Origin of the sequence: Allobosea psychrotolerans, assembly GCF_002917105.1 — a bacterium.
GTDB classification, from domain to species: domain Bacteria; phylum Pseudomonadota; class Alphaproteobacteria; order Rhizobiales; family Beijerinckiaceae; genus Allobosea; species Allobosea psychrotolerans.
The window spans coordinates 40,095-66,082 of the sequence record NZ_PQFZ01000022.1 but is presented as its reverse complement, the minus strand read 5'-3'; the positions used below and the strand labels follow the sequence as shown (position 1 = coordinate 66,082).

The 25,988-nt window shown below is 65.7% G+C and carries 30 protein-coding genes; 13 read left to right on the top strand and 17 right to left on the bottom strand.

The annotated features are described in order from the left end of the window. Positions 1-100: 100 nt before the first annotated feature. The 4 genes from CYD53_RS25580 to CYD53_RS25565 are packed head-to-tail and all read left to right on the top strand — an operon-like array spanning position 101 to position 3,664. Positions 101-1,021, top strand: a complete 921-nt coding sequence (locus CYD53_RS25580; RefSeq protein ID WP_103720916.1) for a metal ABC transporter substrate-binding protein — start codon at positions 101-103, stop codon at positions 1,019-1,021. After that, entirely contained in the window at positions 1,018-1,956 is a 939-nt protein-coding gene (locus tag CYD53_RS25575) for a manganese/iron ABC transporter ATP-binding protein (protein ID WP_103720915.1), read from the top strand. Before CYD53_RS25580 ends, CYD53_RS25575 begins: the two co-directional genes overlap by 4 nt. After that, positions 1,953-2,813, top strand: coding sequence for a metal ABC transporter permease (locus tag CYD53_RS25570; protein WP_103720914.1), 861 nt, complete (start codon positions 1,953-1,955; stop codon positions 2,811-2,813). The genes CYD53_RS25575 and CYD53_RS25570 overlap by 4 nt, the downstream gene beginning before the upstream one ends. After that, entirely contained in the window at positions 2,810-3,664 is an 855-nt protein-coding gene (locus CYD53_RS25565; RefSeq protein ID WP_103720913.1) for a metal ABC transporter permease, read from the top strand. The genes CYD53_RS25570 and CYD53_RS25565 overlap by 4 nt, the downstream gene beginning before the upstream one ends. Positions 3,665-3,668: 4 nt before the next feature. On the opposite strand, the gene CYD53_RS25560 is transcribed toward CYD53_RS25565, so the two are convergent. The 4 genes from CYD53_RS25560 to CYD53_RS25545 all read right to left on the bottom strand — a co-directional run bounded on the left by CYD53_RS25560 (position 3,669) and on the right by CYD53_RS25545 (position 6,830). Next, positions 3,669-4,475 (bottom strand): transglutaminase-like domain-containing protein, encoded by an 807-nt coding sequence (locus tag CYD53_RS25560; RefSeq protein WP_103720912.1) that lies wholly within the window; start codon positions 4,473-4,475, stop codon positions 3,669-3,671. Between the two features lie 73 nt (positions 4,476-4,548). Continuing rightward, the gene (locus CYD53_RS25555) at positions 4,549-5,556 is read right to left on the bottom strand and encodes an LLM class flavin-dependent oxidoreductase (protein WP_103720911.1); all 1,008 of its coding nucleotides are present in this window, start codon (positions 5,554-5,556) and stop codon (positions 4,549-4,551) included. 195 nt (positions 5,557-5,751) lie between these two features. Then, complete coding sequence (locus CYD53_RS25550) at positions 5,752-6,492, bottom strand: SGNH/GDSL hydrolase family protein (protein WP_181012026.1); 741 nt, start codon at positions 6,490-6,492, stop codon at positions 5,752-5,754. Positions 6,493-6,518: 26 nt separating this feature from the next. Then, positions 6,519-6,830, bottom strand: coding sequence for a hypothetical protein (locus CYD53_RS25545; protein ID WP_146056009.1), 312 nt, complete (start codon positions 6,828-6,830; stop codon positions 6,519-6,521). Between the two features lie 149 nt (positions 6,831-6,979). On the opposite strand from CYD53_RS25545, the gene CYD53_RS25540 reads away from it, so the two are divergent. The 3 genes from CYD53_RS25540 (at position 6,980) to CYD53_RS25530 (ending at position 9,306) form a co-directional block, all read left to right on the top strand. Next, complete coding sequence (locus CYD53_RS25540; protein ID WP_103720908.1) at positions 6,980-7,696, top strand: response regulator; 717 nt, start codon at positions 6,980-6,982, stop codon at positions 7,694-7,696. Continuing rightward, positions 7,693-9,042, top strand: a complete 1,350-nt coding sequence (locus CYD53_RS25535) for a sensor histidine kinase (protein ID WP_103720907.1) — start codon at positions 7,693-7,695, stop codon at positions 9,040-9,042. The genes CYD53_RS25540 and CYD53_RS25535 overlap by 4 nt, the downstream gene beginning before the upstream one ends. A gap of 81 nt (positions 9,043-9,123) precedes the next feature. Beyond that, positions 9,124-9,306 (top strand): hypothetical protein, encoded by a 183-nt coding sequence (locus tag CYD53_RS25530; protein WP_103720906.1) that lies wholly within the window; start codon positions 9,124-9,126, stop codon positions 9,304-9,306. Positions 9,307-9,313: 7 nt separating this feature from the next. On the opposite strand, the gene CYD53_RS25525 is transcribed toward CYD53_RS25530, so the two are convergent. From CYD53_RS25525 to CYD53_RS30560, 6 genes are all read right to left on the bottom strand, one after another. Further along, on the bottom strand, positions 9,314-9,916 hold the full coding sequence (locus CYD53_RS25525; RefSeq protein ID WP_103720905.1) for a HutD/Ves family protein: 603 nt from the start codon (positions 9,914-9,916) through the stop codon (positions 9,314-9,316). A 436-nt stretch (positions 9,917-10,352) separates the two neighbouring features. Further along, positions 10,353-10,607, bottom strand: coding sequence for an aldo/keto reductase (locus CYD53_RS25520; protein WP_210202432.1), 255 nt, complete (start codon positions 10,605-10,607; stop codon positions 10,353-10,355). A 449-nt stretch (positions 10,608-11,056) separates the two neighbouring features. Further along, positions 11,057-12,088: a DUF1254 domain-containing protein gene (locus tag CYD53_RS25515; RefSeq protein ID WP_103720904.1), complete on the bottom strand. Its 1,032-nt coding sequence runs from the start codon at positions 12,086-12,088 to the stop codon at positions 11,057-11,059. Between the two features lie 16 nt (positions 12,089-12,104). Then, the gene (locus CYD53_RS25510) at positions 12,105-13,544 is read right to left on the bottom strand and encodes a DUF1254 domain-containing protein (RefSeq protein WP_103720903.1); all 1,440 of its coding nucleotides are present in this window, start codon (positions 13,542-13,544) and stop codon (positions 12,105-12,107) included. A gap of 32 nt (positions 13,545-13,576) precedes the next feature. Beyond that, a complete protein-coding gene (locus CYD53_RS30895; protein ID WP_146056008.1) occupies positions 13,577-13,822 on the bottom strand; it encodes a DUF3302 domain-containing protein in 246 nt (81 codons plus the stop codon). Positions 13,823-13,840: 18 nt separating this feature from the next. After that, on the bottom strand, positions 13,841-14,860 hold the full coding sequence (locus CYD53_RS30560; protein WP_210202431.1) for a hypothetical protein: 1,020 nt from the start codon (positions 14,858-14,860) through the stop codon (positions 13,841-13,843). 155 nt (positions 14,861-15,015) lie between these two features. Between CYD53_RS30560 and CYD53_RS25495 the strand changes: the two genes are divergently transcribed. Then, positions 15,016-15,705, top strand: a complete 690-nt coding sequence (locus tag CYD53_RS25495) for a Crp/Fnr family transcriptional regulator (protein ID WP_103720938.1) — start codon at positions 15,016-15,018, stop codon at positions 15,703-15,705. On the opposite strand, the gene CYD53_RS31050 is transcribed toward CYD53_RS25495, so the two are convergent. From CYD53_RS31050 to CYD53_RS25480, 3 genes are all read right to left on the bottom strand, one after another. Then, positions 15,636-15,959: an IclR family transcriptional regulator domain-containing protein gene (locus tag CYD53_RS31050; protein ID WP_103720902.1), complete on the bottom strand. Its 324-nt coding sequence runs from the start codon at positions 15,957-15,959 to the stop codon at positions 15,636-15,638. The two genes, CYD53_RS25495 and CYD53_RS31050, sit on opposite strands and share 70 nt — an antisense overlap. A gap of 238 nt (positions 15,960-16,197) precedes the next feature. Further along, entirely contained in the window at positions 16,198-17,127 is a 930-nt protein-coding gene (locus tag CYD53_RS25485; protein ID WP_103720901.1) for a site-specific tyrosine recombinase XerD, read from the bottom strand. Further along, entirely contained in the window at positions 17,124-17,345 is a 222-nt protein-coding gene (locus tag CYD53_RS25480) for a hypothetical protein (protein ID WP_425428343.1), read from the bottom strand. Before CYD53_RS25480 ends, CYD53_RS25485 begins: the two co-directional genes overlap by 4 nt. 198 nt (positions 17,346-17,543) lie before the next feature. On the opposite strand from CYD53_RS25480, the gene CYD53_RS25475 reads away from it, so the two are divergent. Beyond that, positions 17,544-18,062, top strand: coding sequence for a shikimate kinase (locus CYD53_RS25475; protein WP_245928435.1), 519 nt, complete (start codon positions 17,544-17,546; stop codon positions 18,060-18,062). After that, positions 18,059-19,213 (top strand): 3-dehydroquinate synthase, encoded by a 1,155-nt coding sequence (gene aroB / locus CYD53_RS25470; RefSeq protein ID WP_103720900.1) that lies wholly within the window; start codon positions 18,059-18,061, stop codon positions 19,211-19,213. Before CYD53_RS25475 ends, aroB begins: the two co-directional genes overlap by 4 nt. Before the next feature lie 9 nt (positions 19,214-19,222). Here aroB and CYD53_RS25465 read toward each other — a convergent pair whose 3' ends face one another. The 3 genes from CYD53_RS25465 to CYD53_RS25455 form a co-directional block, all read right to left on the bottom strand. Next, positions 19,223-19,552 (bottom strand): DUF1330 domain-containing protein, encoded by a 330-nt coding sequence (locus tag CYD53_RS25465; protein WP_103720899.1) that lies wholly within the window; start codon positions 19,550-19,552, stop codon positions 19,223-19,225. A 100-nt stretch (positions 19,553-19,652) separates the two neighbouring features. After that, on the bottom strand, positions 19,653-20,780 hold the full coding sequence (locus CYD53_RS25460) for a calcium:cation antiporter (RefSeq protein WP_103720898.1): 1,128 nt from the start codon (positions 20,778-20,780) through the stop codon (positions 19,653-19,655). A 156-nt stretch (positions 20,781-20,936) separates the two neighbouring features. Further along, positions 20,937-22,751, bottom strand: coding sequence for a glucan ABC transporter ATP-binding protein/ permease (locus CYD53_RS25455; RefSeq protein ID WP_103720897.1), 1,815 nt, complete (start codon positions 22,749-22,751; stop codon positions 20,937-20,939). Positions 22,752-22,893: 142 nt separating this feature from the next. Between CYD53_RS25455 and CYD53_RS25450 the strand changes: the two genes are divergently transcribed. The 3 genes from CYD53_RS25450 (at position 22,894) to CYD53_RS25440 (ending at position 25,404) form a co-directional block, all read left to right on the top strand. Beyond that, complete coding sequence (locus CYD53_RS25450) at positions 22,894-23,661, top strand: motility protein A (protein WP_092174904.1); 768 nt, start codon at positions 22,894-22,896, stop codon at positions 23,659-23,661. Positions 23,662-23,790: 129 nt separating this feature from the next. Continuing rightward, positions 23,791-24,615 carry an OmpA/MotB family protein gene (locus CYD53_RS25445; RefSeq protein ID WP_103720896.1) on the top strand — a complete coding sequence of 275 codons (825 nt, stop codon included), beginning with the start codon at positions 23,791-23,793 and terminating at the stop codon, positions 24,613-24,615. A 21-nt stretch (positions 24,616-24,636) separates the two neighbouring features. Then, the gene (locus CYD53_RS25440; protein ID WP_103720895.1) at positions 24,637-25,404 is read left to right on the top strand and encodes a M15 family metallopeptidase; all 768 of its coding nucleotides are present in this window, start codon (positions 24,637-24,639) and stop codon (positions 25,402-25,404) included. Between the two features lie 57 nt (positions 25,405-25,461). On the opposite strand, the gene CYD53_RS25435 is transcribed toward CYD53_RS25440, so the two are convergent. Next, complete coding sequence (locus CYD53_RS25435; RefSeq protein WP_103720894.1) at positions 25,462-25,986, bottom strand: CAP domain-containing protein; 525 nt, start codon at positions 25,984-25,986, stop codon at positions 25,462-25,464. Positions 25,987-25,988: the final 2 nt, after the last annotated feature.

Below are 25,988 nucleotides of genomic sequence, written 5' to 3'. Positions count from 1 at the left end.
TTGCAAAACAGGAATAATGCAAATCATTTGCAATTGCATTGACAGATGCAATTCGTTTGCAATAGCTATTGGAAGGATTTGATTGCCGGCAGGAGAGAGCATGCGTTCGCGTCGTCATTTCGTGGGCCTGTGGGCGGCCCTTGCTGTCACGGGTGGTCTTTGCGCCGCGGCGGCTCCGGCGCTGGCGCAGCCGGCGCCGGGCAAGCCGTTGCGCGTGGTCACGACCTTCACCATCATTCAGGACATGGCGCAGAACGTTGCCGGCAATGTCGCGATCGTCGAGTCGATCACCAAGCCCGGCGCCGAGATCCACGATTACCAGCCGACACCGCTCGACGTGGTGAAAGCGCAATCGGCCGATCTCGTGCTGTGGAACGGGCTCAATCTGGAGCGCTGGTTCGAAAGATTCTTCGAGAACGTCAAGAACGTGCCGAGCGCGGTGCTGACCGACGGCATCGAGCCGATGGGCATCAAGGAAGGCCCCTATCAGGACAAGCCGAACCCCCATGCCTGGATGTCGACCAAGAACGCGCTGATCTATATCGAGAACATCAGGACGGCGCTGGCCAAGGCCGATCCCGCCAATGCCGCGACCTATGCCAGGAACGCTGCAGCCTATGCCGACGAGATCAGGGCGATGGACGCGCCGTTGCGGGCGCGGCTCGACAAGGTTCCGGCCGACAAGCGCTGGCTCGTCTCCAGCGAGGGCGCCTTCAGCTACCTCACCCGCGACTATGGCTGGCGCGAGGCCTATCTCTGGCCGATCAACGCCGATGAGCAGGGCACGCCGCAGCAGGTCCGCAGGCTGATCGACCTCGTGCGCAAGAGCAAGATTCCGGCCGTCTTCAGCGAAAGCACGATCTCGGACAAGCCGGCCAGACAGGTCGCGCGCGAGACCGGCGCGAAATATGCCGGGGTGCTCTATGTCGACTCGCTGTCGGCCGCAAACGGGCCGGTGCCGACCTTCGCCAAGCTGCTGGAGGTGACCGTGGATACGATCGCAAGGGGGTTTGGCCAGTGAAAACGCCTGCGACCAGTTCGAGCTTGGCCGCCGGCCCGACCCCGTCGATCGTCGTCGCCGGGGTCACGGTCCGCTACGGCAACGGCGTCACCGCGGTGCACGATGCCTCCTTTGCGCTCGGGCCGGGCACGATCTGCGCGCTCGTCGGCATCAACGGCTCCGGCAAATCGACGCTCTTCAAGACCTTGATGGGGTTTCTGAAGCCGGCAAAGGGTATGGTCTCGATCGCCGGAATGGAGGTTCGCCAGGCGCTGAAGCGCGGTCTCGTCGCCTATGTGCCGCAAGCGGAGGAGGTGGATTGGAGCTTCCCCGTTCTGGTCGACGATGTCGTGATGATGGGGCGCTATGGTCATATGGGTTTCCTGCGCATCGCCGGAAAAGCCGATCGCGATGCGGTCGACGACGCCCTGGCCCGGGTCAACATGCTGGAGTTCCGCCGCCGGCAGATCGGCGAACTCAGCGGCGGCCAGCGCAAGCGCGTCTTCCTGGCCCGCGCCCTGGCGCAGGGCGGGCGGGTCATCCTGCTCGACGAGCCCTTCACCGGGGTCGACGTCAAGACCGAGGACCAGATCGTCGATCTGATGCGGGAGTTGCGCAGCGAGGGCCGGCTCATGCTGGTCTCGACGCATAATCTCGGCTCGATCCCCGATTTCTGCGATCAGGTCGTGCTGGTCAACAAGACGGTGCTGGCAGCCGGGCCGACCGAGACGACCTTCACGCATGCCAATCTGCAGCGCGCCTTCGGCGGTGCGCTCAGGCATTTCCGGCTGGAAGGGCAGGCTTTGCATGAGGATGCGGATGCGCGCCGCGTCACCGTCATCAGCGACGATGAGCGCCCGCTCGTGCTCTATGGCGAGCGTGACCATGAGAAACTGGCCGATGGCGGCAAGGTGAATGGCGAGAGGGCACCCGGCAGGGAGGGGCGCTCGTCGTGATCGAATTGCTTCTGGAGCCCTTCGGCTACCAATACATGGTGAAGGCCATCTGGGTCTCGGCGCTGGTGGGCGGCGTCTGCGCCTTCCTGTCCTGCTATCTGATGCTGAAGGGCTGGTCGCTGATGGGGGATGCGCTATCGCACGCGATCGTGCCGGGGGTCGCGCTCGCTTATCTGCTCAAGGTTCCCTATGCAGCCGGCGCCTTCTTCTCGGGGCTGCTCGCAGCGCTCGCCATGGCGCTGGTCAGGGTGCGCACGCAATTGCGCGAGGACGCGGTCATCGGCATCGTCTTCACCACCTTCTTCGCGGCGGGGCTCCTGATCGTCTCGATCAACCCGACCTCGGTCAATGTCCAGTCGATCGTGCTTGGCAACATCCTGGGCATCTCGGATGAGGACGTCGTCCAGGTCGCGATCATCGCCGCGATCTCGCTCGCCATCCTGGTCGCGCGCTGGAAGGATCTGATGCTGGTCTTCTTCGACGAGAACCACGCGCGCGCCGTCGGCCTCTCGCCGACGCGGATGAAGATCCTCTTCTTCGTGCTGCTCAGCGCCTGCACGGTCGCGGCGCTGCAGACGGTCGGCGCGATCCTGGTCATCGCCATGGTGGTGACGCCGGGCGCGACTGGTTACCTGCTGACCGACAGGTTTGGCGTCATGATCTGGATCGCGATCGCAATGGGCGTCGTCACCAGCGCGGCGGGAGCCTATGCCAGCTATTTCCTCGACGGTTCGACGGGAGGGCTGATCGTGGTGTTCCAGACCGTGCTCTTCCTGCTCGCCTTCGTGTTCGCGCCCAAGCACGGCCGGTTGGCTGCCGTGCGGGCGGCGCGCACAGTCGAGGAGGCGGGGCTATGACGATGCTGCATGCCTGGTTTCTCAGCCCCTTCGCGCATGAGTTCATGTTGCGTGGGCTCGCCGTCGCCGTGTTGGTCGGCATCGTCTGCGCGATGCTGTCCTGCTTCCTGGTGCTCAAGGGCTGGGCCCTGATGGGCGATGCGGTGTCGCACGCTGTCCTGCCCGGGATCGTGCTGGCCTATAGCGCAGGATTGCCGCTGATCGTTGGCGCCTTCGCCTCGGGCTTGGCCTGTGCTTTCGGCATCGGCTACATCAAGGAGAACAGCCGGGTCAAAGAGGACACGGTCATGGGCATCGTCTTTTCCGGCATGTTCGCGTTCGGACTGGTGCTCTTCGTCAAGGTCGAGAGCGACCAGCACCTCAACCATATCCTGTTCGGCAATCTGCTCGGGCTGCGCTGGAACGACATCGCCGAGACGGCGCTGATCGCCGTGCCGACGATCGCGATTCTGCTGCTCAAGCGTCGCGATCTTCTGCTGCATGCCTTCGATCCGGCTCATGCCCGCGCCATCGGGCTGAATGTCCGCTTGCTGCATTTCGGCTTGCTGACGATCCTGGCGCTGACCATCGTCGCGGCGCTGAAAGCGGTCGGCATCATCCTGGTGGTGGCGATGCTGGTTGCGCCCGGCGCCATCGGCTATCTGACGACGCGGCAGTTCGATTGGATGTTGCTGGTCGCTGTCGGCGCCGCGACGCTGTCGAGTGTGCTCGGTACCATCCTGAGCTTCCATCTCGATGCCGCCACCGGCCCCTGCATCGTCGTGGTGCAGGCCGCGTTCTTCCTGGTGGCGCTCGCTGGCAATCTGATGCGGGCGTCGCGGCGGGCGAGAGCGGTTCAGCAGCCGGGCTGAGCTTTCAGGCGGCCTGCTGGTCGACGTCGTCCAGCAGGCGCACCACCGTGATGCTCTGGTTCAGACATTGGCAGTTGTATTCGCTGGTCAGGAAAGCGATGTCGGCGGCGTCGCGCCCGCTCGCGATCCTGACCAGCCCTTCGACGGGAGCGAGCCGGGTCGGGTCGACGAGCCACCAGCGCCCATCAAGAAACACCTCGTAGACGGCGTGGAAATCCGGGGGATCGAGGTCGAGCGCATAGGCGCTGACCGCGCGCGCCGGGATGTTCAGCGCCCGCGTCAAGGCGATGCCGAGATGGGTGAAGTCGCGGCAGACGCCGGCCCGGTCGATGAAGGTCTGCTCGGCGGTGGTCAGTGCGTGGCTGACGCCATGAACATAGTCGAGATGGGTATGGAGCCAGTCGAGGACGCTGAGAACGCGCGCACCACCGCCCTGGACCATGCGGAACTCGCGCTGGGCGAAGCGCATGAATTCGTCGGAGGGGCAGAAACGGCTGGGCAGCAGATAGGGCAACACGTCGCGGGGCAGTTCCGACCAGTCGTGCTGGCGGGCGCTGGCTGAGAGCGGCACTCGCACGCCGTTATCGACGACAGCGTTGTAGCGAATCTCGACCTGGCCGGAGAGCGCCGTGCGAAAGCGTCTCTCGCCTGTCGTTGGATCCTCGTCGCGGATCAATGCGGCTTCCGGCGTGACGCTGAGCTCTTCCGAGAGGATCAGCTGGTCGGGGGAGCGGGCGGCTTCGAGTGCGGCGATGATCTGTGTCGCGCCGCCAAACCCATAGGTCAGCGTCGCCGCGATCGAGAGCTTCATGAAATTCCCCGGGGCATGCGTGTGAGACTGCGACGGTCAAACGCCGCCCCGGGATTGAAGTTCCGGCGCGGCGTCAGGCCACTGAGCGTGCCAGACCGATCTCCGGCGCGATCTGCGCCAGGATCTCGTAGGACCGCTTGCGCGCCGCTTGATCGTAAATCGGCGCGGTGACCATGATCTCATCGGCGGATGTCGCTGCGATGAAGGCGCCAAGCTCCCGCTTGATCGTCTCGGGCGAGCCGATGAAGGCGTAGCGCAGCATCTGCGAGACATGCGCCTTCTCGGCCGGTGACCAATATTGCTCGATATCGGCGATCGGCGGCTGGAGCTTGCCGCGCGCCCCGCGGACCATGCCGACGAAGCGCTGCTGCAGGGAGGTCGCGAGATGGCGCGCCTCGGCGTCGGTCTCGGCGGCGACGACGTTGATGCCGGGCATGGCATAGGGCTTTGCCGCCTGCTCCGACGGCTTGAAGCGTTCGCGATAGATCGCCAGGGCCTGGATCAGCGCATCCGGCGCGAAATGCGAGGCGAAGGCATAGGGCAGGCCAAGCTCGGCGGCGAGCTGCGCGCCGAACAGGCTCGATCCGAGGATCCAGAGCGGCACGCGCAGGCCCGCGCCCGGCACGGCCTGGACCGCCTGGTTCGGCCCGGCCGGCTCGAAAAAGGCCTGTACCTCGAGCACGTCCTGCGGAAACTGGTCCGAGGCCATCGGGTCGCGCCGCAGCGCGCGCAATGTGCGCTGGTCCGTCCCCGGCGCGCGGCCGAGGCCGAGATCGATGCGGCCGGGAAAGAGCGCTTCCAGCGTGCCGAACTGTTCGGCGATGATCAGCGGGGCGTGGTTGGGCAGCATCACGCCGCCGGCGCCGACGCGGATCGTGCTGGTTGCTCCAGCGAGCGCGCCGATCACCACGGCGGTCGCAGCGCTGGCGATGCCGGTCATGTTGTGGTGCTCGGCGACCCAGTAGCGTCGATAGCCCAGGGCTTCGGCATGGCGGATGAGCTCGATCGAGTTCCGGAGCGCGTCACCCGCCTCCTGGCCTTCGACGACGGGAACGAGGTCGAGAACGGAAATGGCGACCATGGCGGCCTCTGCTCTGGCGCGTCGGCGGGAGACCGCGGCTGTGCCGCAGGCCGAGGCGCGAATCCTGAAAGGACCATGCAGATGGGTGTGGCGGCCAGGCAATCCAATGCGTGGCCGCACGTGTCATGGCGCGTCTGCGTCAGCTTCATGGCGCGGTGGCCGACCGCCTCGTCTTTATGATCCCGCCGCCTCGGCTCATCGCGAGCTGGCCGTGACGGCGTGCTCCCCTTCGAGTGCGGCGCAGAGCGCAGGGCCGATCCGGCGATAGACAGCGGCGTAATCCCTGTAGTGAACGCCGTCGACCATGGGCAGGCCTGGTGTGAAGGGGTTGGCGACCAGGCAACCGCTCGTCGCCTTGCAGGTGTTCTCCGCCAGCGACCCGATGCGCTCGGCGGCCTCCGCCGAGAAGCCCTCGGCCCTGGCCGTGTCGATGGGCGGGACGCCGGTGACGAGCACGATGCGGGATGTGCGTTGCAGGGCCCCGAGCAGCGGCGCGAAGCTGGCCTCGAAACGCATCGCCGCCTCGTCTTCGTTGCTGAAGCGCTTGGCGTTGGCGTCATTGGTGCCGATGGTCAGGATCACGGCACGCGGTGGATGCGGCAGCGGCAGTCCCGCAAGGAAATCGGCATAGGCACCGGCGGTCGCTCCGGACAGCCCGGCATTGACGAGCGGCAGGCCGCAGAGCCTGCGCGTGGGCCAGCGCTCGATATGGGAATCGCCGGCCGCCAGCAGGTAGTCGCCCTCGATCCGGCCGAGATCGGCGGTGACGGCTTGAAGCCGGGTCGCGCGATAGGGCGGCGCCGAGCCGGCACGGCCGAACCCGTAACCCGCGAGCGAGCCGAGCAGCAAGGCGAGAGGCAGGACGATGAGCGCCAAGGTGAGGGGATGGCGCAGCACGATCTTGCCGAGACGGTCGAGCACGGGGGGCGAACGCAAGGCGCCGTCCAACAGGCGGCGAGGGATCATCGGGCGCGTCCCCGTGGCGGCAGCGGGCAGCCATCGGCATCGGCCGGTCCCACTGGCGCGGAGGAGAGCTGCATTGGCCGACCGGTCACAGGGTCGCGAAAGCCGCGCCGACCGCAACCGTTCTCGCCCGAGGACAAGCCGTCATAGGCCATGAGGGCTGGCAGCATCAGCAGCCAGAGCGAGACGCCGGCGAGCAGCAGCAGCTGGATGGCGGCGCGCCGAAGCCATCCATGCGGCTTGACGGGCTGAATCCTGCCGGGGATGATCTCAGCGCCGACATGATTTGACATGGTTGGGGTCGTGGTCATCATTCGCGCCAGAGTGTCGGCGCTGCGTTTTGCGAAATGACGTCCAGGATTCGGGTATCTGGTATCGGGGCTTTTCCAGAAGCCCGCTCAGAAACAATTGGAAACAATTCCGTCGCGACCACGCCGCGCGCTGGGTTTAAGGCCGCCCGATGACCCGAACCGCACATATCCTTATCGTCGAGGACGACCGCGAGATCGCGACGCTCGTCTCGCGTTTCCTTCGCAACAATGACTATCGCGTCAAGACCGTGGCGAACGGGCGCGAGATGGATGTCGCCCTGCGCGACGGCCGTTTCGACCTGATCGTGCTCGACCTGATGCTCCCGGGCGAGGACGGGCTGAGCCTATGCCGGCGGCTGCGGGCGGACGGCGCGATACCGATCATCATGCTCACGGCCAAGGCCGAGGAGATCGACCGCATCCTCGGCCTCGAAATGGGGGCCGACGACTATCTCGTGAAGCCGTTCAATCCGCGTGAATTGCTCGCCCGCATCCGCGCCGTGCTCAGGCGGGCCTCCGCCCAGGGGCAACCCGAGATCGGTGAGAGCGTCTTCCTCAGCTTTGCCGGCTGGAAGCTCGACAAGGCGGTCCGGCGGCTGTTCAACCCCGCCGGGGAACGCGTGGCTCTGACCGGGGCCGAGCTCGATCTGCTGCTTGCCTTCTGCGAGCGGCCGCGCCGTGTGCTGTCACGCGACCAGCTGCTCGATTTGACGCAAGGCCGTGCGGCCGCGCCGTTCGAGCGCTCGATCGACGTGCTCGTCAGCCGCCTGAGGCAGAAGATGGAGAGCAATCCGCGCGAACCGGAGATGATCCAGACCATCAGGTCGGGCGGCTACATGTTCTCGCCGGAGATCGAGGCGGGATGAAGCGTTTCCTGCTGCGCCTGCTGCCGGCCCGGGCCGCCGCGCAGATCGCGGTCATCGTCGTCGGTTCGCTGATCCTCGCCAATCTCGTCACGGTGGCCGTGCTGCTGACGTTTCTGCCGGCGGAGCTGCGTCGGATTCCGCGCTTCTCCTATGTGACCGAGCTGGTGTCGCTGGCTCAATTGCACAATGCGGCGGCGACGCCGGAATTGAAGGCCGCCATCATCGAGGCTGCCACCAGGGCAAATCCGCGACTGTCGCGACTGCAGCCGGGTCAGGGCACGCCGCTGCGCAATCCGAACAGGTATGATGCGGCCTTGCTCGAGTTGCTCGAACAGGACCTGTCCGGCCTCGGGCAGGCGCAACTGCTTGAGAGCGATGCGCAGTCCAGGCGGGAGCTGCCGCCCGCCGTGGCCTTGCGCTTCGCTGACGGAACCGGGCTGGTGGTCGAGCCGCCCGCCATGACGCCACCGCCGCGCGGTACGGCCTTTATTTTCTACCTGATCACGATGCTGGCCTCGCTTGCCATGCTGATCGGGCTCTTGTCGCTCTGGGCGACGCGGGCGGTGGTTTCGCCGCTGTCGCAATTGGCTGCAGCCGCCGACCGCTTTGATCCCGATCGCGATGAGGCGGTCTCGCTCGAGCATGGCCCTGTCGAGGTCAAGCGGCTTGCCGCCGCCTTCGGGGCGATGGCGGCGCGCATCCGGCGGCTCGTCGATGAGCGGACGCGGATGCTGGCAGCCGTCAGCCATGATCTGCGCACGCCGATCACGCGGCTGCGCTTGCGCACCGAGGAAATCGGCGATGACGACAAGCGCCGCGCCATCCTGGCCGACCTGGCGCTGATGGAGCGCATGGTCAGCGGGGCCTTGTCCTATCTGCGCGAGGGGCGCGCCTCGGGCAGCATGGTCGCGACCGATGTGCCGGCGCTGCTCCAGACGGTTTGCGATGATTTCGCCGATCTCGGACATATCGTCGTCTATGAAGGGCCAATCCGCGCCTCGGCCCTGTGCGATGCCGACCAGATGACGCGCGCCGTCACCAATCTCGTCGACAATGCGATCAAGTTCGGCGGCAAGGCGGTGGTGCGGCTCGATGATGACGAGGCCGAGACTGTCGCCATCGTGGTCGAGGATGATGGCCCGGGCATTGCCCCGGAGCATCGCGAGAAGGTGTTCGAGCCGTTCTATCGCGCCGATCTCGCCCGCACCTTGCGCGAGAGCAGCGGTTTCGGTCTGGGGCTTGCCATCGTGCGCGCCATTGCCGAGGCGCATCGCGGCGGGCTGACGCTGTCCGAGCGGCCGGGCGGTGGGCTCGTGGCACGGATCGCCTGGCCACGGCACTGGTGAGCCGATCGCGGAACGAGCACAGGTTTTGTGCGTTCACTCCTCAGTGAAGGCGTCTGGCACGTCTCAAAGAGGAGATCTCACATGGCGACTGTCAATCCGGCCAAGGAAAGCCTGCGCAAGGAACAGCAGGAGCAGAAGCAGGCCAAGCGCGGCAAGAGCGGGGATGCCGATCTGCACGAGGCGCTGAAAGGTACATTCCCGGCGAGCGATCCCCTCGCGTCGCAGACCGCGACCAAGCCTGGCGCGAAGAAGCGCGCGCATTGAGGCGGTGTCAGGCTGGGGGAGACCGCAGGGCGATGGTCGCAACGACGGCGAGCCCCGTCACGGCCTCGAGCGATACGGCAATCCTGACTTTCACAGATAGCGCCTGCCCTGGCGCGATCCGGACAGGCTTTCCGTCGCAGGAGCCCGTGAAGGCATTCTCCGGCGCGTAGATGACATGGGTGCCTGCGCTTAGCGCGGCGTTTTGACCCGCCATTGCGACGATGAGGTCGATCTCGCAGAGCGCCCTGTCGGCGATCAGGTTCACCACTTCGACAGGGCCGTTCTCGAGACGGCTGATGATCGGTGTGCCGCCATCATAGCGGGCGGGTTTGAAGGGGCTGCGCAGATCGATCTCGCCTGCCGGCGTTTCGAGGACGAGGCCGCTCCCGGCGATGACGAGTTGCAGGCGCTCATAGCCGGTAAGATCGGAGAACGGCCCGGGCGCGACGATGCTGGTGCGGCCGAAGCGCCAGATCATGCCATCCCAGCTGCCCGGCGTGGCGCCCTCGCGATAGGCGTCGGCGATGTCGATGGTGACGCCGCCGCCATTCTTCCACGGCGTGCGCCGAAAGGCCTCGGACGGAAGCGGGGTGAAGCTCGCATCGCTCATCGTGCAACCCTAGCCTTTGCTCTCACGCTCTGTCGTCGGGCGAACCGGTGCCCACTTCGCCCGAACACGCTCTCGATGCATAGCCGCAGCCAACACAGCGCGATACGCAAGGAGCCTGTGTGGGAGCCGTGGATCCTGTAGAGAACCTTGTCCGATAAAACCACCAAAGTCGCTAAGATCGGCCGATGCGGCCGACTTTTTCGATAGCCTGCTGGCGCGGAGCGGGCTTGGGCAAGGCCGCCTGACGATCGGCCAATTCGCCGACCGATACCATCAGCGCGATTGTCCGAGCCGGAAGCTCATTGGTATCCGGACAGGGGGCGGGATGTGTAGGGTTCCTCCAGTGATCGGATCTCCTCTCCGTTCAGCCTGACGTCCACGGCGGCGAGCGCATCCTCAAGCTGGTGCATCTTGGTCGCACCGACGAGCGGAGACGTCACGCCTTCTTGTGAAGCGGCCAAGCCAGCGCGGCTTGCGCGCGTAGAATGCCGCGCGGCTCCGCGATCTCGCCAACGCGGCCGACGACCATGCGGTCCGCCTCCTGGGCCTTCGCGCAGAGGGCCTTCCAGACCTCATCGGCCGCGGCGTGCGCCGTAGACGACGTATCCTCCCGGGCGCGGGTCAGCCGCCCTCGCGCAAGAGGCGACCATGGCACGACGGCAATCCCGTCCGCGATACAGAGCGGGAGCATCTCCCATTCCTCCTCGCGATAGAGAAGGTTTAAGGCCCAGTCTCTGTCGAGCCGGTCTCGGACCGGACACTTGCGTGAGGCGGCGCCGTGCCACTCCGAGACAGGAGAATTCTGTGCGGAGCCAACATTGCCTCGCTGCTAAGCTGGCCGAGCGCTTTGCGGGAAGTCTGGGCTGAGTCGGCTTCGGCAGCGGTCTCGTGCTGCGACAGTTTCGGACGTTGAGAGCTTGCCAGAACCGGACCTTCGTTACGAACGGATTCTCCCATTCCCAGATTTCGGAATGTGGTGTCCAGGGACCAGAGCGCACGCCGATCGGGCTGCTGCGCAATCCGATCGGAGTGCCGACCTCAATCGAACATTCACAGCCGGCGGTGCTTTATTTCGTCGTGCCGCCTCAGCCATCTACCGAACAAGCCTCTGCCCCGGCACCGGCTCTGCCAGGCCGCGGCCTACTTCGGCGTGGCCGCCGGGAAGATCCATGTACCGTTCAAGATTTCTGCTCGGGGTCGGTAAAGGCGGACCATGTAGTTCCAGCCTTCCATAACCGGCAGGCAATTGGGAAGCGCGCCATCGCAGCCGCCGAACTGGATGTCGACGCCGCCGTCGGCGCCCCTCTTCGCGGTGATACTGTTGAGCGAATAGGCGCCGAACTCGTTCTTCTCGAAGAAGCCGTCCTTGTTGTAGAGGCTAACCGACCAGAAGGCGTCGACCGGCACGCTCGCCGGCACTTTCAGGCCGTAGACCGTCCTGCCGTCGTTCTTCTCCGGGACGACATTGAGGTAGACGGCCTCCTTGTCGGGGTTGCCGCCCCAGCCCGAGGCCGCGCCGAGCAGGAAGCGGACCGGGTCGACCTCCGCGCGCGTGCCGAACATCCGGTTCTTGTCGGGCAGGGTGTCACTGAGCGCGATCAGCAGGTCGCGGACCTTCTTCTGGCTGGCCTGGTCCCAGGCCGGGATCTCGAACTTGCCCGGCCCGCCGGGCTGCTCGACCTTGATCGCGTCCTGCACCGCATGGGCCTGCTTCATGTCGTCCCTGTCGGCCGGATTGGCCAGGGTGCGGAACGCCACGGCGACGTAGCGCGTGCCGACGCTCTCGCGCGTCAGGGTATAGGGGCCCGGCTTGTAGGCGACCCGATGGGTGTACTGATCCTCGTCGAACACTTGCATCGAGATGAAGCGCCGGCCTGCATCGGGGACCGTGATCGTGACCGGCCCGGCATCGAGATCGAACACCGCGGAAGAGTAGAGAGTGTCCCGGTTGAGGCGAATGACGGTCTGCTTGTCGAGCGGCGCGGGCTCGCGCGTGTGATCGAACTTGCCGAAGCCGCCGTTCCTGACGATGCCGGCGAAATAGAGGTCCGACTCGGCCCGCGCGAAATTCTCGACATTGACGGGCACCGGCTTGGGCTGGGGAGCCTGCGCCTGAGCGGACCAGCTTGCGAAGATGGCGGCCGCGGCCACCAGTGCGAATGTCTTTCTCATGATCGGTTCCCTTCTGTCAGGCTGCACGAACAAGCGCCGGCTGCTTCCATCGGCGATCCAGTGCCTCGGGCTTGGGCCAGTAGAGCCGCAGCGTCGTCCAGAACGGTCCGGCAGGAACGGGTAGCCAGTTCGCCTCGCGGTCCGGCCCCGGTGACTCGTGCTGGAGGTAGAGCGTCACCAGCCCGTCTGGATCGCGCTTCAGCGACGGCAGCATCGGCGAGTTGATGAGGTAGCGGTTGATCGCGTTTGCCGAGAGCAGGCTCTGCGGCAACTCATAGATGGTCAGCGACCAGAAGGCGTTGACCGGGAACGTGCTCTTCGGGTCGAAACGCAGCGTATACCGCCCGTCCCTGCCGTTCAGCGGCTTGCCGGCGGAATCGGTATAGTAGAAGGGGTAGAGTGCCTCCTCCTTCGAATTGCCATAGATTCCCAGAGCGGCCGAGGCCATGCGGATCATGTAGTCCTGCTTCAGGAAGCTCCGCGTCCCGAAGCCCTCTGCCGCAGTGCGCTTGCCGGTGTCGAGCTCGCCGGCCTTGAAGGTCGCGAAGGCCTTCCAGGCGTCAGCCATGCCGTCCTCGAGCGCCTTGCGCCGCTCGGGTGCAAGCGTGGCGATATCCAGAGCCCGACCCGGCCCGATACCGATGCTAGCGAAGCGCCGACGTAAAGCCCGCTCGGAAGCGTGCGTCGGGCAGAATTGCAGGATGAAGTTCAGGATCTGGAAGAACTCGGCCGAATTGCGCTGCCGCTCGGACGAGAGTGGCCGCGGGAAGTCGATGACGGGCGCGGCCGCCGGCGCCGGCTTGCCGAGGAATTGCGAGAGCGGCTGCACCTTGTAACCCGCCTGGATCGCCTTGACCTTCTCGATGTCGGCCGGCTCGAAGAGCTGGGTCCGGTAGAGTACGAAGGCGAAATCGGTTTCGCAGCGGATCACGCTCTTCACGCCCGGAGGCTTGCGCCCCTTCCAGCCCGGCCCGGCGAGCAGGAAGCTGCCGGCTTCGTTGCCGGTGGCGCGGCTGCCGACATAGGCGAAGTTGAAGGTGTACTGGTCAATGAATTGCAGCGAGTAGTAGCGCCCGGCCTCCACGGCGGGCACAGAGATCACCAGCGGCTCATTGCGCAGGTCGGCGCCGATATAGGAATAGGGCGTGTCCGAGTTCGGCGTCTGGATCGCCTTGTCTTCGGGCGTGTAGACGCGCGCCGTGCTGGCGATCACGTTCCAGGATGCCTTGAACTCAGGGCCGCCGCGATCCGCAAAATACGAATACTGGATGCGGTAATTGTCGACGAGCGGGAAGCCCCAGATCGTTGCCTCCTTCGCGATCGCGCGCAGGGTATCGGGCTCGGCCGCCCGGGCGGCACAGGGACTCGCGGTCAGGCCCAGGGAGGCTCCCGCACCAAGACTCGCGAGCGATGCGAGAAGGGCCCGTCTGTTGATGGAGGAGGAGGAGTTTGTCATGACGATGTTCTCCCGGCGAAGGCCCAGACGGCTCAGAAGGGGTTGACGTAGTTGAGGATCGCGATGATCCGGCGGATCAGATGAGCGGGCTGGACCCGCTCGGTGAAGATCGCGGCATCTCCGACGGAGCCGGCGGGAAGTGCGTCGGCGAATGCCGCGTCGTGGCCACGCCGCCGCGCTATCATACCCGGCAGCATGGCGAGCAGGACAACGACGGCGATCGTGCTGAACAGCAGCACGACAAGAACGAGCCAGGCGAAGATGTCGAGCATGAGCATGAGCGTTCCGGCGCGCCGTCAGAACCGATAGGTCGTGGCCAGGATCGGGCCGTGCATGGTCGTGTCGTAGAGGAAGCGGCCCTTGCTGTAGTCGACATGAAGGGCCCGGTAACCGGCGTGGAACACCCAGTTCTCGTTCCAGCGGTAGTTCACCGTCCCGAGCGCCTGCCAGGTCAACCGCGAGCCCACATCGAAGCCCCCGACGTCTCCGATCAGGGTCACGCTCCAAGGCCCGCCGAGGCGAGCGATCAGCCGGGCGGCCAGCACCGGGTCGAGCCAGTTCTCCGCTTCGGAATGTTCGATGGCGAAATTCAAAGCGCCCGGGCCGATCTTCAGACGGTTATCGAGATTCCAGAAGCGCAGCCCCGCACCGAGGTCGAAATCGAAGCTGGCATCACTGTAGAGCCGATACAGGGCAGTGGCTTGCAGCGTGAGCGTCTGCGAGCGCAGTTTCACGCTGGAGAAGTATGGCCCGGGCAGGGCAGCCCCCGAGGTCACCTGACTGAACATGGCGTCGGCGATAAAGCCCCAGTTGCCGAGCCGCATCTCGGCGACGCCCATCAAGCCGCCGTTGAAGTCCTTCAGGATGTCCGGGAAGCTGAGATCGACCTTGGCCGCCGGCAGCGGTGGCAGAGTCGAGGCGCGCCCGTGCAGAGCCGAGGCCCAGCCATAACCGGTGAAGGAAAAGGTCGGGCCGCCAGCCGTGGCGAATGAAGCTGCTCGCTGTGCAACGGGAAACGGCTCTGCTGCCTGAACGGGCAGCACGCCGCCCAGAATCGTCACGAGGGCGAGAAGCCGCTTCATGACCTTGCTTCCTTTCCGTCGGTCCGGAGGAAACGACCGGCAGTGCCCGGTCACCGCGATGAGCTCATTCGTCGCCGGGAGGATGATGGCGGTCAGCGTGCTGGTCGTCAGCCGAGCGCGGCCTCCAACCACCGGATCGGCAAAGACGGTTTCAGACAGACCGCGCGACGATGCCTCCCGCGCGATCCCATTATGAGGGATCGCGTCATCTTTCTTCCCAAAGCCGCGGACCATATCACCGCCTCCGAGCGCCATCTCGTCGCGCGCCAGTTGTCCAATCCCATCCAGCTTGCGTAGGAGTGGGAATAAGGAAGTGGCGGCGTAACGCGGCTACTATAAACGCTTGGAGAAGCGTATTTGTCCGGAATCGGACAAAGTTGGAGCTTTACGTGAAGCAAGTCAGCAGGGCCCGCGCCGAGGAGATCATGAGCGAGCGTGGCTGGCTACCATTGTTGCCGGAAGCGTTCCGGACCGAGGTGCTGCAGCGCTCGGTGTTGCTGCGCTTCGCGCCGGGCGACAGAGTATTTCGCCTCGACGATCCCGCAGGGGGAATTTACGGGCTAGTAACAGGCACCGTTAGCATCAGCTTTGCTCAGAGCGGCGCCACGCCGCGCCTGATTCTTCTGGGTGTTCCGGGCCACTGGACCGGCGAAGGTTGCTTCCTTACGCGAAAGCCTCGGCGGGCAGAGATCCGCGCCGTCGTCGAAACGACGATGCTATACCTTCCCCTCGACGCGATGGATCAGATGGCGGCGCGCGATCCGATGGTCGTGCACCATGTCGCGCTCTTGCTGATGATGACGGTCGAGGTTTTATTCCGCGTGATCGACGATCTCCAAAGACCCGACGTGGACAGGCGGGTCGCCTCGGTCCTTCAGCGCACCACATGGATCGGAGAGGTTCCGATCCCGCTGACCCAGAGCGAGGTGGGGGTGATGGCCAATGCCTCCCGCAAGCAGGTCAACGCCGCGCTCAAGCGCTTCTCTGCGGCGGGATGGCTGACCAACACCTACCGCTCCATCCACATCACCGATCCCGCAGCGCTCCGCCGCTTTGCCGAGGGAGATGGGACTGATTGAATCGCGTGCCCGTTGCCCAGACCGGGCAGCGCAAAGCCGCGATTGCCTTCGAGCTTGCTTGGCTCCGTGATCGAATGGGGAGTCAGTGCCACGAGCGGCTGACGCAAAATGCGTTCGCGATGCGATCTCGGGACGAAAGCCAATGCGACGTAGCCCTGCGCCGACGCGTGCATGGACAGCTCGCTCCCGGCTCGCGCGTCGATGGCAATCGGCGTGGTGCCTTGGACGGTCTTCAGGACCAGAGCGCCGTTCATGACGTGAGCACCGTCGTCAGACCGAGCCGGTCGCGGGCCTCGCGCATCGGCCCATTGGCCGCCACCGCGCCATCGTCGCCCCCCCCCCGGCGCAAGGCGGCCCAGCAGATAGCTCTTTGGCCCGAGAGCGTAGCGGGACGTCACGCTGCTCTGCGTGATGTAGCTCAACCTTCATGAGATTCGGGGTCGGCCGGCCTCAAACCTTGTGAGACAGGCTCAAACTTCGTGAGATCTGACACTAGCTCTCGTCGGCGAGCGGGTGCAGGTCGCGGACCATGCTTTTCAGCCGCTCGTCGAGGACATGGGTGTAGATCTGGGTGGTGGCGATATCGGCATGGCCGAGCAGTTCCTGCACGACGCGCAGATCGGCGCCGTTCTGCAGGAGGTGGCTGGCAAAGGCGTGGCGCAGCACATGCGGGCTCAAGGCAGCGGGTGAGAGCCCGGCCGCCGCGGCAAGCGATTTGAGATCGCGGGCGAAGGCCTGGCGGGTCAGGTGCCCGCTTTCGCCATCGGAGGGGAAAAGCCAGCGGCTGTCGGCCCCGCCCGCCTGGCGCAGCGCCTCGAGATAGGCGAGCCCGGCCTCGCGCGCGGCTTCGTTCAATGGCACCAGCCGGTCCTTGTCGCCCTTGCCGCGCACCACCAGGAAGCGTTCGCGCGTGGTCGCGGCCGAAAGCGGCAATGCGATCAGCTCCGAGACGCGCAGGCCCGTGGCGTAGAGCAGTTCGATCAGGCAGCGCATCCGCAGCGCCTTCAGGCGGGCGGGCTTCGACAAGCCGTCGCGTTCGCTCGCCAGCCGCGCCGTCTCGATCAACTGGTCGACATCAGCGACGGAGACCACTTTCGGTAGGGGACGGCCCTGCCTCGGGCCTTCGATGGCGGCCGAGGGGTCGTTGGGCAAGAGCCCCTCGGTGTAGAGAAAGCGATGGAACTGGCGCACGGCCGAGAGCTTGCGCGCGGCCGAGGACGCCTTGAGGCCGCGCGCGGCGATGTCGCCGAGCCAGCCGCGGATATCGTCCGCCGCAAGATCGCCCAGCGCCTTGCCGCCGAGCCATTCCAGGTAGTCGTCGATGTCGCGCTCATAGGCTTCCAGCGTATTGCCGGCCGCGCCGCGCTCGGCCGCCAGCATGTCGAGGAAGGCCTTCAGCCTTGCGCGGCCCTCGCGGCTCATCGCGGCTGCAGCTTGGCTGGCGGCACGATCTCGACGATCTCGCGCGGTTCGGGCTGGACGAAGGTCACCAGCGCGACCATGCCGCCGAAGATCAGCCCGCCGAGAATGGCGAGAAAGGCGATGAATCTGAACAGCGTCGGCACGGTGTGGCGGCCCTCGAAGTTCTGGCCCGGAATCAGGACTGATCGGTTATTCCCGAAGCGGCGGGGAAGGCGCAAGGGCCGGCGCGAGACTGCGGGGAGGGCAAGGTTTCGTGAGGGCATGACGGCGCGTGATCGCTCATGCTAAACGGGCGTTGAGGAAATGCCAGAATGATGATTGTCGAGACGCTCGACCAACGAGATAGCAAGGGTCTACGTGTGGATCGCGAAGATTTGCGCGCGGCATTGGGCCAGCGCGCGATCGTGCTAGTCGGCATGATGGGCTCGGGCAAGAGTGCGGTCGGCCGACGGTTGGCGACCAGGCTCGGTTTGCCCTTCGTCGATGCCGATACCGAGATCGAGACGGCGGCGGGCATGAGCATCCCCGAGATTTTCGCCCAGCGCGGCGAAACCGAGTTCCGCGACGGCGAGCGGCGGGTGATCGGCCGTATCCTGACCACGCGCGCGCCGCTCGTGCTGGCGACGGGCGGCGGCGCCTATATGAATGCCGAGACGCGCGAGCGCATCGCCAAGCTCGGCATCTCGGTCTGGCTCAAGGCCGAGCCCGAGGTGCTGATGCGCCGCGTCCGCAAGCGCTCGAACCGGCCATTGCTGCAGACCGCCGACCCCGACGCGACGCTGCGCCGGATGCTGACCGAGCGCGAGCCGGTCTATGCGCTGGCCGACCTGACCTTGATCTCGCGCGACGATCCCCTCGACGTCGTGGTCGAGGATGTCGTCGCGGCGCTGGGTCAACATCTGCGGCCGCCGCCATCCGGGTTGCAAGAATTATGACTATTCCAGCTCAAGAAAGCCCAGGGGGGCGGATCATCGTCCCGGTCGCGCTCGAAGGCCGCTCCTACGATATCCATATCGGCCGGCACCAGCTTTGCGAGGCAGCGGCCCTGATCGCGCGGCTCGCACCGGGCGCGAAGGCGGCGCTGGTGACCGATGCGCATGTCGCGGAATTGCATGCCCCGGCTTTCGAGGCCTGTCTGCACCAGGAGGGGATCGCGGCGACCCGCATCGTGATCCCACCGGGCGAAGCCTCGAAATCCTATGCAAGGCTGATCGAGCTCTGCGAGGCGCTGCTGGCGGCCAAGATCGAGCGCCAGGATCTCGTCATCGCGCTAGGCGGCGGCGTCGTCGGCGATCTCACCGGCTTTGCGGCCGCGGTGCTGCGGCGCGGCGTGCGCTTCATCCAGATTCCGACAAGCCTCCTGGCCCAGGTCGATTCCTCCGTCGGCGGCAAGACCGGGATCAACTCCACCCATGGCAAGAACCTGATCGGTGCCTTCCACCAGCCCGCGCTGGTCATCGCCGACACCGCCTTGCTCGACACGCTGAGCGAGCGCGAGTTCAAGGCCGGCTATGCCGAGGTGGTCAAATACGGGCTGATCGACGATGCCGGCTTCTTCGACTGGTGCGAGACCAATTGGAGCCGGATCATCACCGGCGGGCCCGAGCGCGACCATGCGGTGGCGGTCGCCTGTCGGGCCAAGGCTGCCATCGTCGCGCGTGACGAGCGCGAGGAGGGGGATCGGGCCCTGCTCAATCTCGGCCACACCTTCGCCCATGCGCTGGAACGGCTGACGCATTACGATTCGACGCGTCTCGTCCATGGCGAGGCGGTTGCGATCGGGCTTGCGCTCGCCTTCCGCTTCTCGCAGCGCCTGGGGTTGTGCTCCGGCCAGGACGCGGTCCGCGTCGCCCGCCATCTCGACCAGGTCGGGCTCCCGAGCCGGCTCCAGCAGGTGCCGGGCGGGGCGGGCAGCGCCGACGAGATCGTGACGGCGATGGCGCAGGACAAGAAGGTCAAGCGCGGCGCCATGACCTTCATCCTGGCGCATGGCATCGGCAAAAGCTTCATCGCGCCGGGCGTTGCGGCCGGGGAGGTCAAGTCGTTCGTCGAGACCGAGCTTTTGGTGAACGGCAAGGCGGCCTGAGCGGTTGGCTCAGCTGAGCTTGGCCAGCACCTGCGTCGCCTTGTAGCCCTCGGGCACACCGTCGACCAGCATGGTGACGCTTGTCGAATTCCTCGTCCTCAACGGCAGGATCTCCTGGTAGGCGGGCGAAGCGTACCAGCCGCGCGCTGCCTCCATGTCGGGAAAAGCGATCATGACGAGGTCGCCCGGCCAGGGCCCTTCGACGATCTCCGGCGTTGCGCCGTGAATGAGGAAATGTCCGCTGAAAGGCGCAAGCGTCGCGTCGATCCTCCGGATATAGTCGACGATGTCGGCTCCCAATTCGACATTGCGCAGATGGCAGATGGCGTAGGCTGTCATGGTCGTCTCCCTGTTCGGGCCGGAACGGCCGATTTCTCCAGAGGACGTTGCCCTGTCGAGGGCATAGGGTCGATTACCTCTCAGGTCATCGCGGCGCTGCTCATGGGCTGAACACCAGCACTAAAAACACGAAGAACACCGCGAGATGCACCGCGCCCTCCAGCATTGTCGTGCGCGTGCCGGTGAAGGTCAGCGTCGAGAGCAGCAGCGTCATCGCCAGGATGACCATATTGCTTCCCGACAAGCCGAGCACGACTTCCTGCCCCGTCAACAGGCCGATCGCGAGTACGGCCGGCACGGTCAGGCCGAGCGTCGAGGCCGCCGCGCCGAGGCACAGATTGATCGCGCGCTGGAGCTGGTTGGCGCTGATCGCCCGCAGCGCCGCGATGCATTCCGGCGTGAACACCACCATGGCGATCAGGATACCGCCAAGCGCGACGGGAGCCCCGAGTTTGATGATGCCGAAATCCAGCACCGCCGCGAGGCTCTTCGCCAGGATGACGATCGGCAGGATGTTGGCGAGCAGCAGGACGACATGCTTCGCGGTCGTGCCGCCTGGATCGTCATGGCCGTGGTCGTCCTCGCTGGGCTCGTCATCGCCGGGCATGGCGGTACGAGGCAGCGGCCCCTGCTCGCGCGTCGGCTCCTGGAAAAAGGAGCGGTGGCGCCCGGTCTGGAGCACGAGGAAGGCGCCGTAGAGCGCGATGGTGAACAGCGAGAAAGAGACCGATTGCAGCGTCGTCAGCGTGCCGTTGCTGGTCGATGTCGTGAAATTCGGCAGCATAAGCGGGATCACGGTCAGGGGAATGATCACCGCGAGATAAGAAGACGCGCCTTTCAGATTGTAGCTCTGCGCGAAATGGCGTCGGCCGCCCACCAGCAGGCCGATGCCGACCACACCGTTGAGCACGATCATCAGCACCGCGAACATGGTGTCGCGCCCCAGCGTCGGCGCGCCCTTGGCCCCAAGCATCACAGCCGAGATCAGCGCCACCTCGATGATCACGATCGAGAGCGTCAGGATCAGCGTCCCGAAAGGCTCGCCGAGCCGGCCGGCCAGGATCTCCGCCTCGTGAACCACACCGAACGCCGCCCAGATGATGATCCCCAGCAGCCACAGGAAGATCGCTGCAGACGCCAGCGGCGCGCCGAGCTGGCCGAGCAGGCTGCCTCCGAAGAGCAGGAAAGCGGCAACGGTCGCCCAGGCGCAGGCGAGGCGGAGGATCATGGTGTTCAAGGGGCCGTCCCGAAATGATTGGCTTGAAAAGGGCGTGCGGAAACAGGCCGCCAGGGCAACCTGCCTCAGCTTACCGCACTAGGATGGCATCTTGCTCGCCTGTTTGCCGCACCGAGAACGATGCAAGATCGAGGCGAGGCGTTCGCCTCAATCGAATGTGATCTTGGCCGCCAGCGGGCTAGTAGCCTCCTCCGCCAGCGCCGCGGGTTTGTCGGCGACGAGATACTGCGCCCGCGCCAGCGCGGCGAAACGTCCGCCCTTGGCGACGAGCTCCTCGAAGGAGCCCATCTCGATGACCTGGCCCTGCTCGAAGACCAGGATGCGGTCGGCATTGCGGATGGTGGCGAGGCGGTGGGCGATGACGAAGGTGGTGCGCCCCTTCATCACCTCTTCCAGCGCCTTCTGCAGCTTGACCTCGGTCGCGGCGTCGAGCGCCGATGTCGCCTCGTCGAGAATCAGGATCGGCGGGTTCTTGAGCAAGGCGCGCGCGATCGACAGACGCTGGCGCTCGCCGCCCGAGAGGGTCCGCCCGCGTTCGCCGACGAGGGTGTCGAGCCCGTCGGGCTGGCGCGCCATTACCTCGGTGGCCTGCGCGCGGTCGAGCGCCTCCATCATCTCGGCGTCGGTGGCATCGGGCTTGCCGACGGTGAGGTTCTCGCGGATCGAGCGTGCGAACAGCATCGGCTCCTGGAAGACGACGCCGATATTGCGGCGCAGCGACAGAAGCGAGATGTCGCGGATGTCGAGGCCATCGACGGTGATGCGGCCCGATTGCGGGTCGAAGGCCCGGTGCAGCAGGCCAAGCGTGGTCGATTTGCCCGAACCGGTCGAGCCGACGATGGCGATGGTCTCGCCCGGCTTCACCGCAAATGAGACGTCCTGCACGGCCGTGCGCTTGCCGTCATAGGAGAAGGAGACGTCCTCGAAGGCGACCGCCCCCGACAAGCGCCCGGCATCCTTGGCGCTGGGCAGGTCGCGCACGGCGGGCAGCGTGTCCAGCACCTCGAAGAATTCGCGCATCTTGGGCGCCTGCATGAAGATGAAGTTCACGAAGGCGACGATCTGCTCGAGTCGGCCGACCAGCATGGTGGCGAAGCCCATGAAGGTGACGATCTCGCCGACGGTCGTGAGGCCCTGCATCAGGAGCCAGGCGCCGACGACGAAGATCGCGAGCACGGTCAGCGTCGCCGAGGCGCGCGTCGCCACTGTCGCGATCGCCCACCAGGACAGGACCGGGAGCTGGGCTTCCAGCAGGCTCGCAATGGTCGAGCGCAGGCCGCGCACCTCGGCTTCGATGCGCGTGAAGCTCTGGATCACCGGCACATTGCCGAGCGCGTCCGAGGCGCGTTCGGCGAGGTTTGAGTGATAGGCCTCGACATTGCTCTGCAACTTGTCGGTCTTGCGCAGCACATAGGCGGTCAGCGCGCCGAAGAGCACGACAAGCGATATCAGCAGCAGGCCAAGCTGCCAGTTCTTCCACAGCGTGAAGGGCAGCAGGATGAAGAGCGCGACGAGGCTGGCGCAATGCTCGCGGAAGAAGGACAGCCACAGCGCCCACATGCCGCTGGTGCCGTCGAGCATCACCTTGAGCACGCGGCCGGAATGGGTCTGGGTGTGGTAGGCGAGCGGCAGTGTCAGCGCGTGCTCGAAATAGTTCGCCATCACGGCGAGCCGGCGGCGATGGGCGAGCCGGTCGGAATGCAGGGAGACGAAGACACTGGCGGCGATGGTGAACAGGCCGAAGCCGACCCAGGCCAGGATCAAAGCGTTGAGGTCGCCCCAGGCGAGACGCTGGCCGGCGCCCTGCACGGCCGACAGCTTGTCGATCAGCGCGCCAAACAGCATCGGCTCGGCAAAAGCCGCTGCCGCGAGCAGGATATTGGCGAGCGCCAAGATCAGGCCGAGCCGCTTTTCGGGACCAAGCTCACCAAGCACGCGAGTATAGATTGCAAACAGGGACATGCTGAGAGCTTTAGCTGACGTGGAGATGTGAGCAAGGCCTCAACCTTAACGCTTCGTTCAATGGCCGCCTTCTAAGGTTTTTTGTGCTGCAGAAGCGGGGCAGCTTCGCGCGGCGCGCATCGGCCGGATCGAGGTGGTTTCCATGGATATCGCAACTGGCGTCGGCATCCTCGCCGGTATCGCGACGATCTGCTCTCTGATCATCATCGATGGCGGCAATTTCGCTGCCTATTACGACAAACACGCCATGATCATCATTTTCGGGGGCGCCACTGCCGCCACTATGGTGCGGTTTCCGTTCTCGGTGATCGCGCATGGCCTGCCCATGGGCCTGCGCTTCGCCTTCACCCTGCGCTCGGTCAATCCGCGCGAGCTGATCGAGGAGATCACCCGCGTCGCCGAGATCGCCCGCAAGAGCGGGCCGGTGGCCCTGGAAAGCGTCGAGGTTTCCGACACGTTCCTGGCGCAGGGGCTGCGCTATATCGCCGACGGCTACGACAAGGATTTCATCCGCGACACGATGGAGCGCGACCGCGACAACTTCCTACAGCGGCTCGATGAAGGCTCGAAGGTCTATCGCGCCATCGGCGACTGCGCCCCGGCCTGGGGCATGGTCGGCACCATCATCGGCATGGTCTCGATGTTCGCCAATATGAGCGACCCGTCCAAGCTCGGACCGGCTATGGCGACAGCCTTGCTCGCCACGCTCTACGGCGCGCTGGTCGCCAACATGATCACCCTGCCGATCGCCGACAAGCTGCATATCAAGCTCGAGGAGGAGGAGATCTCGCGCACGCTGATCATTGACGGCGTGCTGCAGATGCGCGACGCCAAGAGCGCGACGCTGGTGCGCGAGATGCTGCTCGCCTATCTGCCCGACCATCACCGCGCTGAGATGGCGGCGGCATGACGACAGCATTACGCGAAAAAGTGAGCACCGGGCTTTCGCATGGGCAATGCTCTAAACTATTAGAATCGATCACGGTTTTCCGCGTTCGGACGGTTCCGCCCGAATGCGGCGTGATCTAGGGCCCGAACGATGGCGAAGAAGAAGCGCGGAGCGCATGGCGGTCACGGCTGGTTCGTGACCTTCGCCGATCTGATGGCGCTGCTGATGGCGTTCTTCGTCATGGTCGCGGCCTATTCGAGCCAGGACAAGAACAAGATGCAGATCGTCGCAGGCTCGATGCGCGAGGCCTTCGGCACACAAAAGGACATGCGGCTGGCCGGCATCGTCGAGGTCGACGGCATCCCGACCAAGACCCATATCAAGAACGCCTATATCCGGCCGCTGGAGGACGCCTCCGACACGACCGCGCCCAACCACAACAACCAGAAGGAAGACGGGCTGATCGCGGCGACGCATGATCGCGGTTTCGCGCTCGCCGCGGCCTCGCTGCGACAGGCCTTGCGCGAGATGCCGGAGATTGCGGAAGTCTCGCGCAACATCCTGGTCGAGGTCTCGGAAGCGGGCATCGACATCCAGCTTGTCGATCAGGATGGCCGCGCCATGTTCGCGGAAGGCTCGAGCCAGCCCAATGAACGCATGCGCAAGGTGCTCGCGGCGGTGGCGCCTTCGCTGAGGCGCCTGCCCAACAAGATCACGCTGACCGGGCACACCGCGACGCCGCGCCCGGGTCAGTTGCCGGAGGGCGATCCCTGGACCTTGTCGGTGGGCCGCGCGGCGGCGGTGCGCGAAATCCTGGCCAATGCCGGCGTGCCCAATGAGCGCTTCGCCTCGGTCACCGGCAAGGGCGATACCGATCCCTTGATCAAGGACAATCCTTACCTCGCCTTCAACCGTCGCGTCGGCATCGTGCTGAAGGCCGATGCGCCGCCCTTGCCGTTCGGAGCGAAGCCTTAGAGGGTCGCATACGGACAGCGCATGGGCCATGATGCGGCGATGAAGCTCGGCTGGCGGCTCGGTTGGATCGGTGGCCTGCTCCTCGCCGCGCTTGCGCCCGCTCGGGCCGGCGAGCCGCTGCCGGACGGCTTCATCCGCCTGCGCGAGATCGCTCCCGGGATACGCCAGGACATCCGCTACGCTTCCGCCTTCAATTTCACCGGCGCAGCTGTCGCCGGCTATGGCCGTGCCGATTGCGTGCTGACCCGGGCGGCAGGGCAGACCCTGATCCGCGTGGAGGCGCGGCTGGGGAGGTCCAGCTATGCGCTGAAACTGTTCGATTGCTACCGGCCGGCGCGGGCGGTCCGGGCCTTTCTGGCCTGGGCGCAGGATGGGACGGCGAGCGATCTCGGACGGGTCTTCCATCCCGATGTTTCCAAGGACATGCTGGTCGCGCGCGGCTTCATCGCCTCGGCGTCGAGCCATTCGCGCGGATCGACCGTCGATGTCGGCCTCGTCCGCCGCGATGAGCCTGCCTTGCCGACGCCCGCAGGTGGTGGGCGTTGCGATGGCCCTCTCCAGCAGCGCCCGCAGGAGACCAGCCTCGATCTTGGAACGAGCTTCGACTGCTTCTCAGTGAAAAGCGCGGGCCGCGATCCGTCCGTCGGTCCGGACGCGCTCAGGCACAGGACGATCCTGCGCGACGCGATGAAGGCTGAGGGATTTCGCGGCTATGGCCGCGAATGGTGGCATTTCACCCTGGCGAACGAGCCCTTTCCAAAGACGATCTTCGATTTCGCGATCGAATGACTGGAGCCGGATGCGAAAACCGGCTCCGGCTCTCCCCGCGCAGTCTCTCGCTCTCGGTCAGGGCGCGAGGATCAGCGCCCAGTAGACCTGGTATTTCGAGCCCGGCGCATAAGCGGTTGCGATACCCATGCGGGTTGCGCCCGGCGTTTTCATGACGCGGTCGTGCTGGGGCGAATCGCGCCAGCCGGAGAAGGCTTCCGCCAGCCGGCGATAGCCGGCCGAGAGATTGGCTTCCGCCCCCTGCTGTCCGGCACGGGCGAGGCGCGCCTTCACGGCTTCCGCCTGGGCCGGCTTGTCGGCGGCCGCCATCGCGCTCGCCTCTTCCTGGGCCGCGGCGTTGAGGGCCGGGTCGAGCGTCAGCGCGTTCAGCCCGGCATTCATCCGATAGGCCGAGATCATGGCGCGCGCCTCGCCGGCGTCGACGCGGGCCGAGGCCGAGCCAAGATCGCGGTAGAAGGCCGGCTGACTGGCGCGGGGCGCTTCCGTACAGCCGGCGAGGTTCAGGACCGCGAGCGCGCCGGCCAGCAAGGCAGGACAGGTCACGGCGAGAGCTTTCCGCTCGCCGCGTGGGAAACAAAACATCG

Bases quoted from the DNA above. Each gene is read 5' to 3' on its own strand.
- CYD53_RS25545 (WP_146056009.1), bottom strand. From the start codon at position 6,830: ATGACCACGACCCCAACCATGTCAAATCATGTCGGCGCTGAGATCATC.
- CYD53_RS25540 (WP_103720908.1), top strand. From the start codon at position 6,980: ATGACCCGAACCGCACATATCCTTATCGTCGAGGACGACCGCGAGATC.
- CYD53_RS25450 (WP_092174904.1), top strand. From the start codon at position 22,894: ATGGATATCGCAACTGGCGTCGGCATCCTCGCCGGTATCGCGACGATC.
- CYD53_RS25475 (WP_245928435.1), top strand. From the start codon at position 17,544: ATGATGGGCTCGGGCAAGAGTGCGGTCGGCCGACGGTTGGCGACCAGG.
- CYD53_RS25530 (WP_103720906.1), top strand. From the start codon at position 9,124: ATGGCGACTGTCAATCCGGCCAAGGAAAGCCTGCGCAAGGAACAGCAG.
- CYD53_RS25535 (WP_103720907.1), top strand. From the start codon at position 7,693: ATGAAGCGTTTCCTGCTGCGCCTGCTGCCGGCCCGGGCCGCCGCGCAG.
- aroB (WP_103720900.1), top strand. From the start codon at position 18,059: ATGACTATTCCAGCTCAAGAAAGCCCAGGGGGGCGGATCATCGTCCCG.
- CYD53_RS25440 (WP_103720895.1), top strand. From the start codon at position 24,637: ATGGGCCATGATGCGGCGATGAAGCTCGGCTGGCGGCTCGGTTGGATC.
- CYD53_RS25510 (WP_103720903.1), bottom strand. From the start codon at position 13,544: ATGACAAACTCCTCCTCCTCCATCAACAGACGGGCCCTTCTCGCATCG.
- CYD53_RS25525 (WP_103720905.1), bottom strand. From the start codon at position 9,916: ATGAGCGATGCGAGCTTCACCCCGCTTCCGTCCGAGGCCTTTCGGCGC.
- CYD53_RS30895 (WP_146056008.1), bottom strand. From the start codon at position 13,822: ATGCTCATGCTCGACATCTTCGCCTGGCTCGTTCTTGTCGTGCTGCTG.
- CYD53_RS30560 (WP_210202431.1), bottom strand. From the start codon at position 14,860: ATGGTCCGCGGCTTTGGGAAGAAAGATGACGCGATCCCTCATAATGGG.
- CYD53_RS25465 (WP_103720899.1), bottom strand. From the start codon at position 19,552: ATGACAGCCTACGCCATCTGCCATCTGCGCAATGTCGAATTGGGAGCC.
- CYD53_RS25485 (WP_103720901.1), bottom strand. From the start codon at position 17,127: ATGAGCCGCGAGGGCCGCGCAAGGCTGAAGGCCTTCCTCGACATGCTG.
- CYD53_RS25520 (WP_210202432.1), bottom strand. From the start codon at position 10,607: ATGCTCCCGCTCTGTATCGCGGACGGGATTGCCGTCGTGCCATGGTCG.
- CYD53_RS25580 (WP_103720916.1), top strand. From the start codon at position 101: ATGCGTTCGCGTCGTCATTTCGTGGGCCTGTGGGCGGCCCTTGCTGTC.
- CYD53_RS25560 (WP_103720912.1), bottom strand. From the start codon at position 4,475: ATGAAGCTCTCGATCGCGGCGACGCTGACCTATGGGTTTGGCGGCGCG.
- CYD53_RS25435 (WP_103720894.1), bottom strand. From the start codon at position 25,986: ATGTTTTGTTTCCCACGCGGCGAGCGGAAAGCTCTCGCCGTGACCTGT.
- CYD53_RS31050 (WP_103720902.1), bottom strand. From the start codon at position 15,959: ATGAACGGCGCTCTGGTCCTGAAGACCGTCCAAGGCACCACGCCGATT.
- CYD53_RS25515 (WP_103720904.1), bottom strand. From the start codon at position 12,088: ATGAGAAAGACATTCGCACTGGTGGCCGCGGCCGCCATCTTCGCAAGC.
- CYD53_RS25555 (WP_103720911.1), bottom strand. From the start codon at position 5,556: ATGGTCGCCATTTCCGTTCTCGACCTCGTTCCCGTCGTCGAAGGCCAG.
- CYD53_RS25455 (WP_103720897.1), bottom strand. From the start codon at position 22,751: ATGTCCCTGTTTGCAATCTATACTCGCGTGCTTGGTGAGCTTGGTCCC.
- CYD53_RS25565 (WP_103720913.1), top strand. From the start codon at position 2,810: ATGACGATGCTGCATGCCTGGTTTCTCAGCCCCTTCGCGCATGAGTTC.
- CYD53_RS25460 (WP_103720898.1), bottom strand. From the start codon at position 20,780: ATGATCCTCCGCCTCGCCTGCGCCTGGGCGACCGTTGCCGCTTTCCTG.
- CYD53_RS25445 (WP_103720896.1), top strand. From the start codon at position 23,791: ATGGCGAAGAAGAAGCGCGGAGCGCATGGCGGTCACGGCTGGTTCGTG.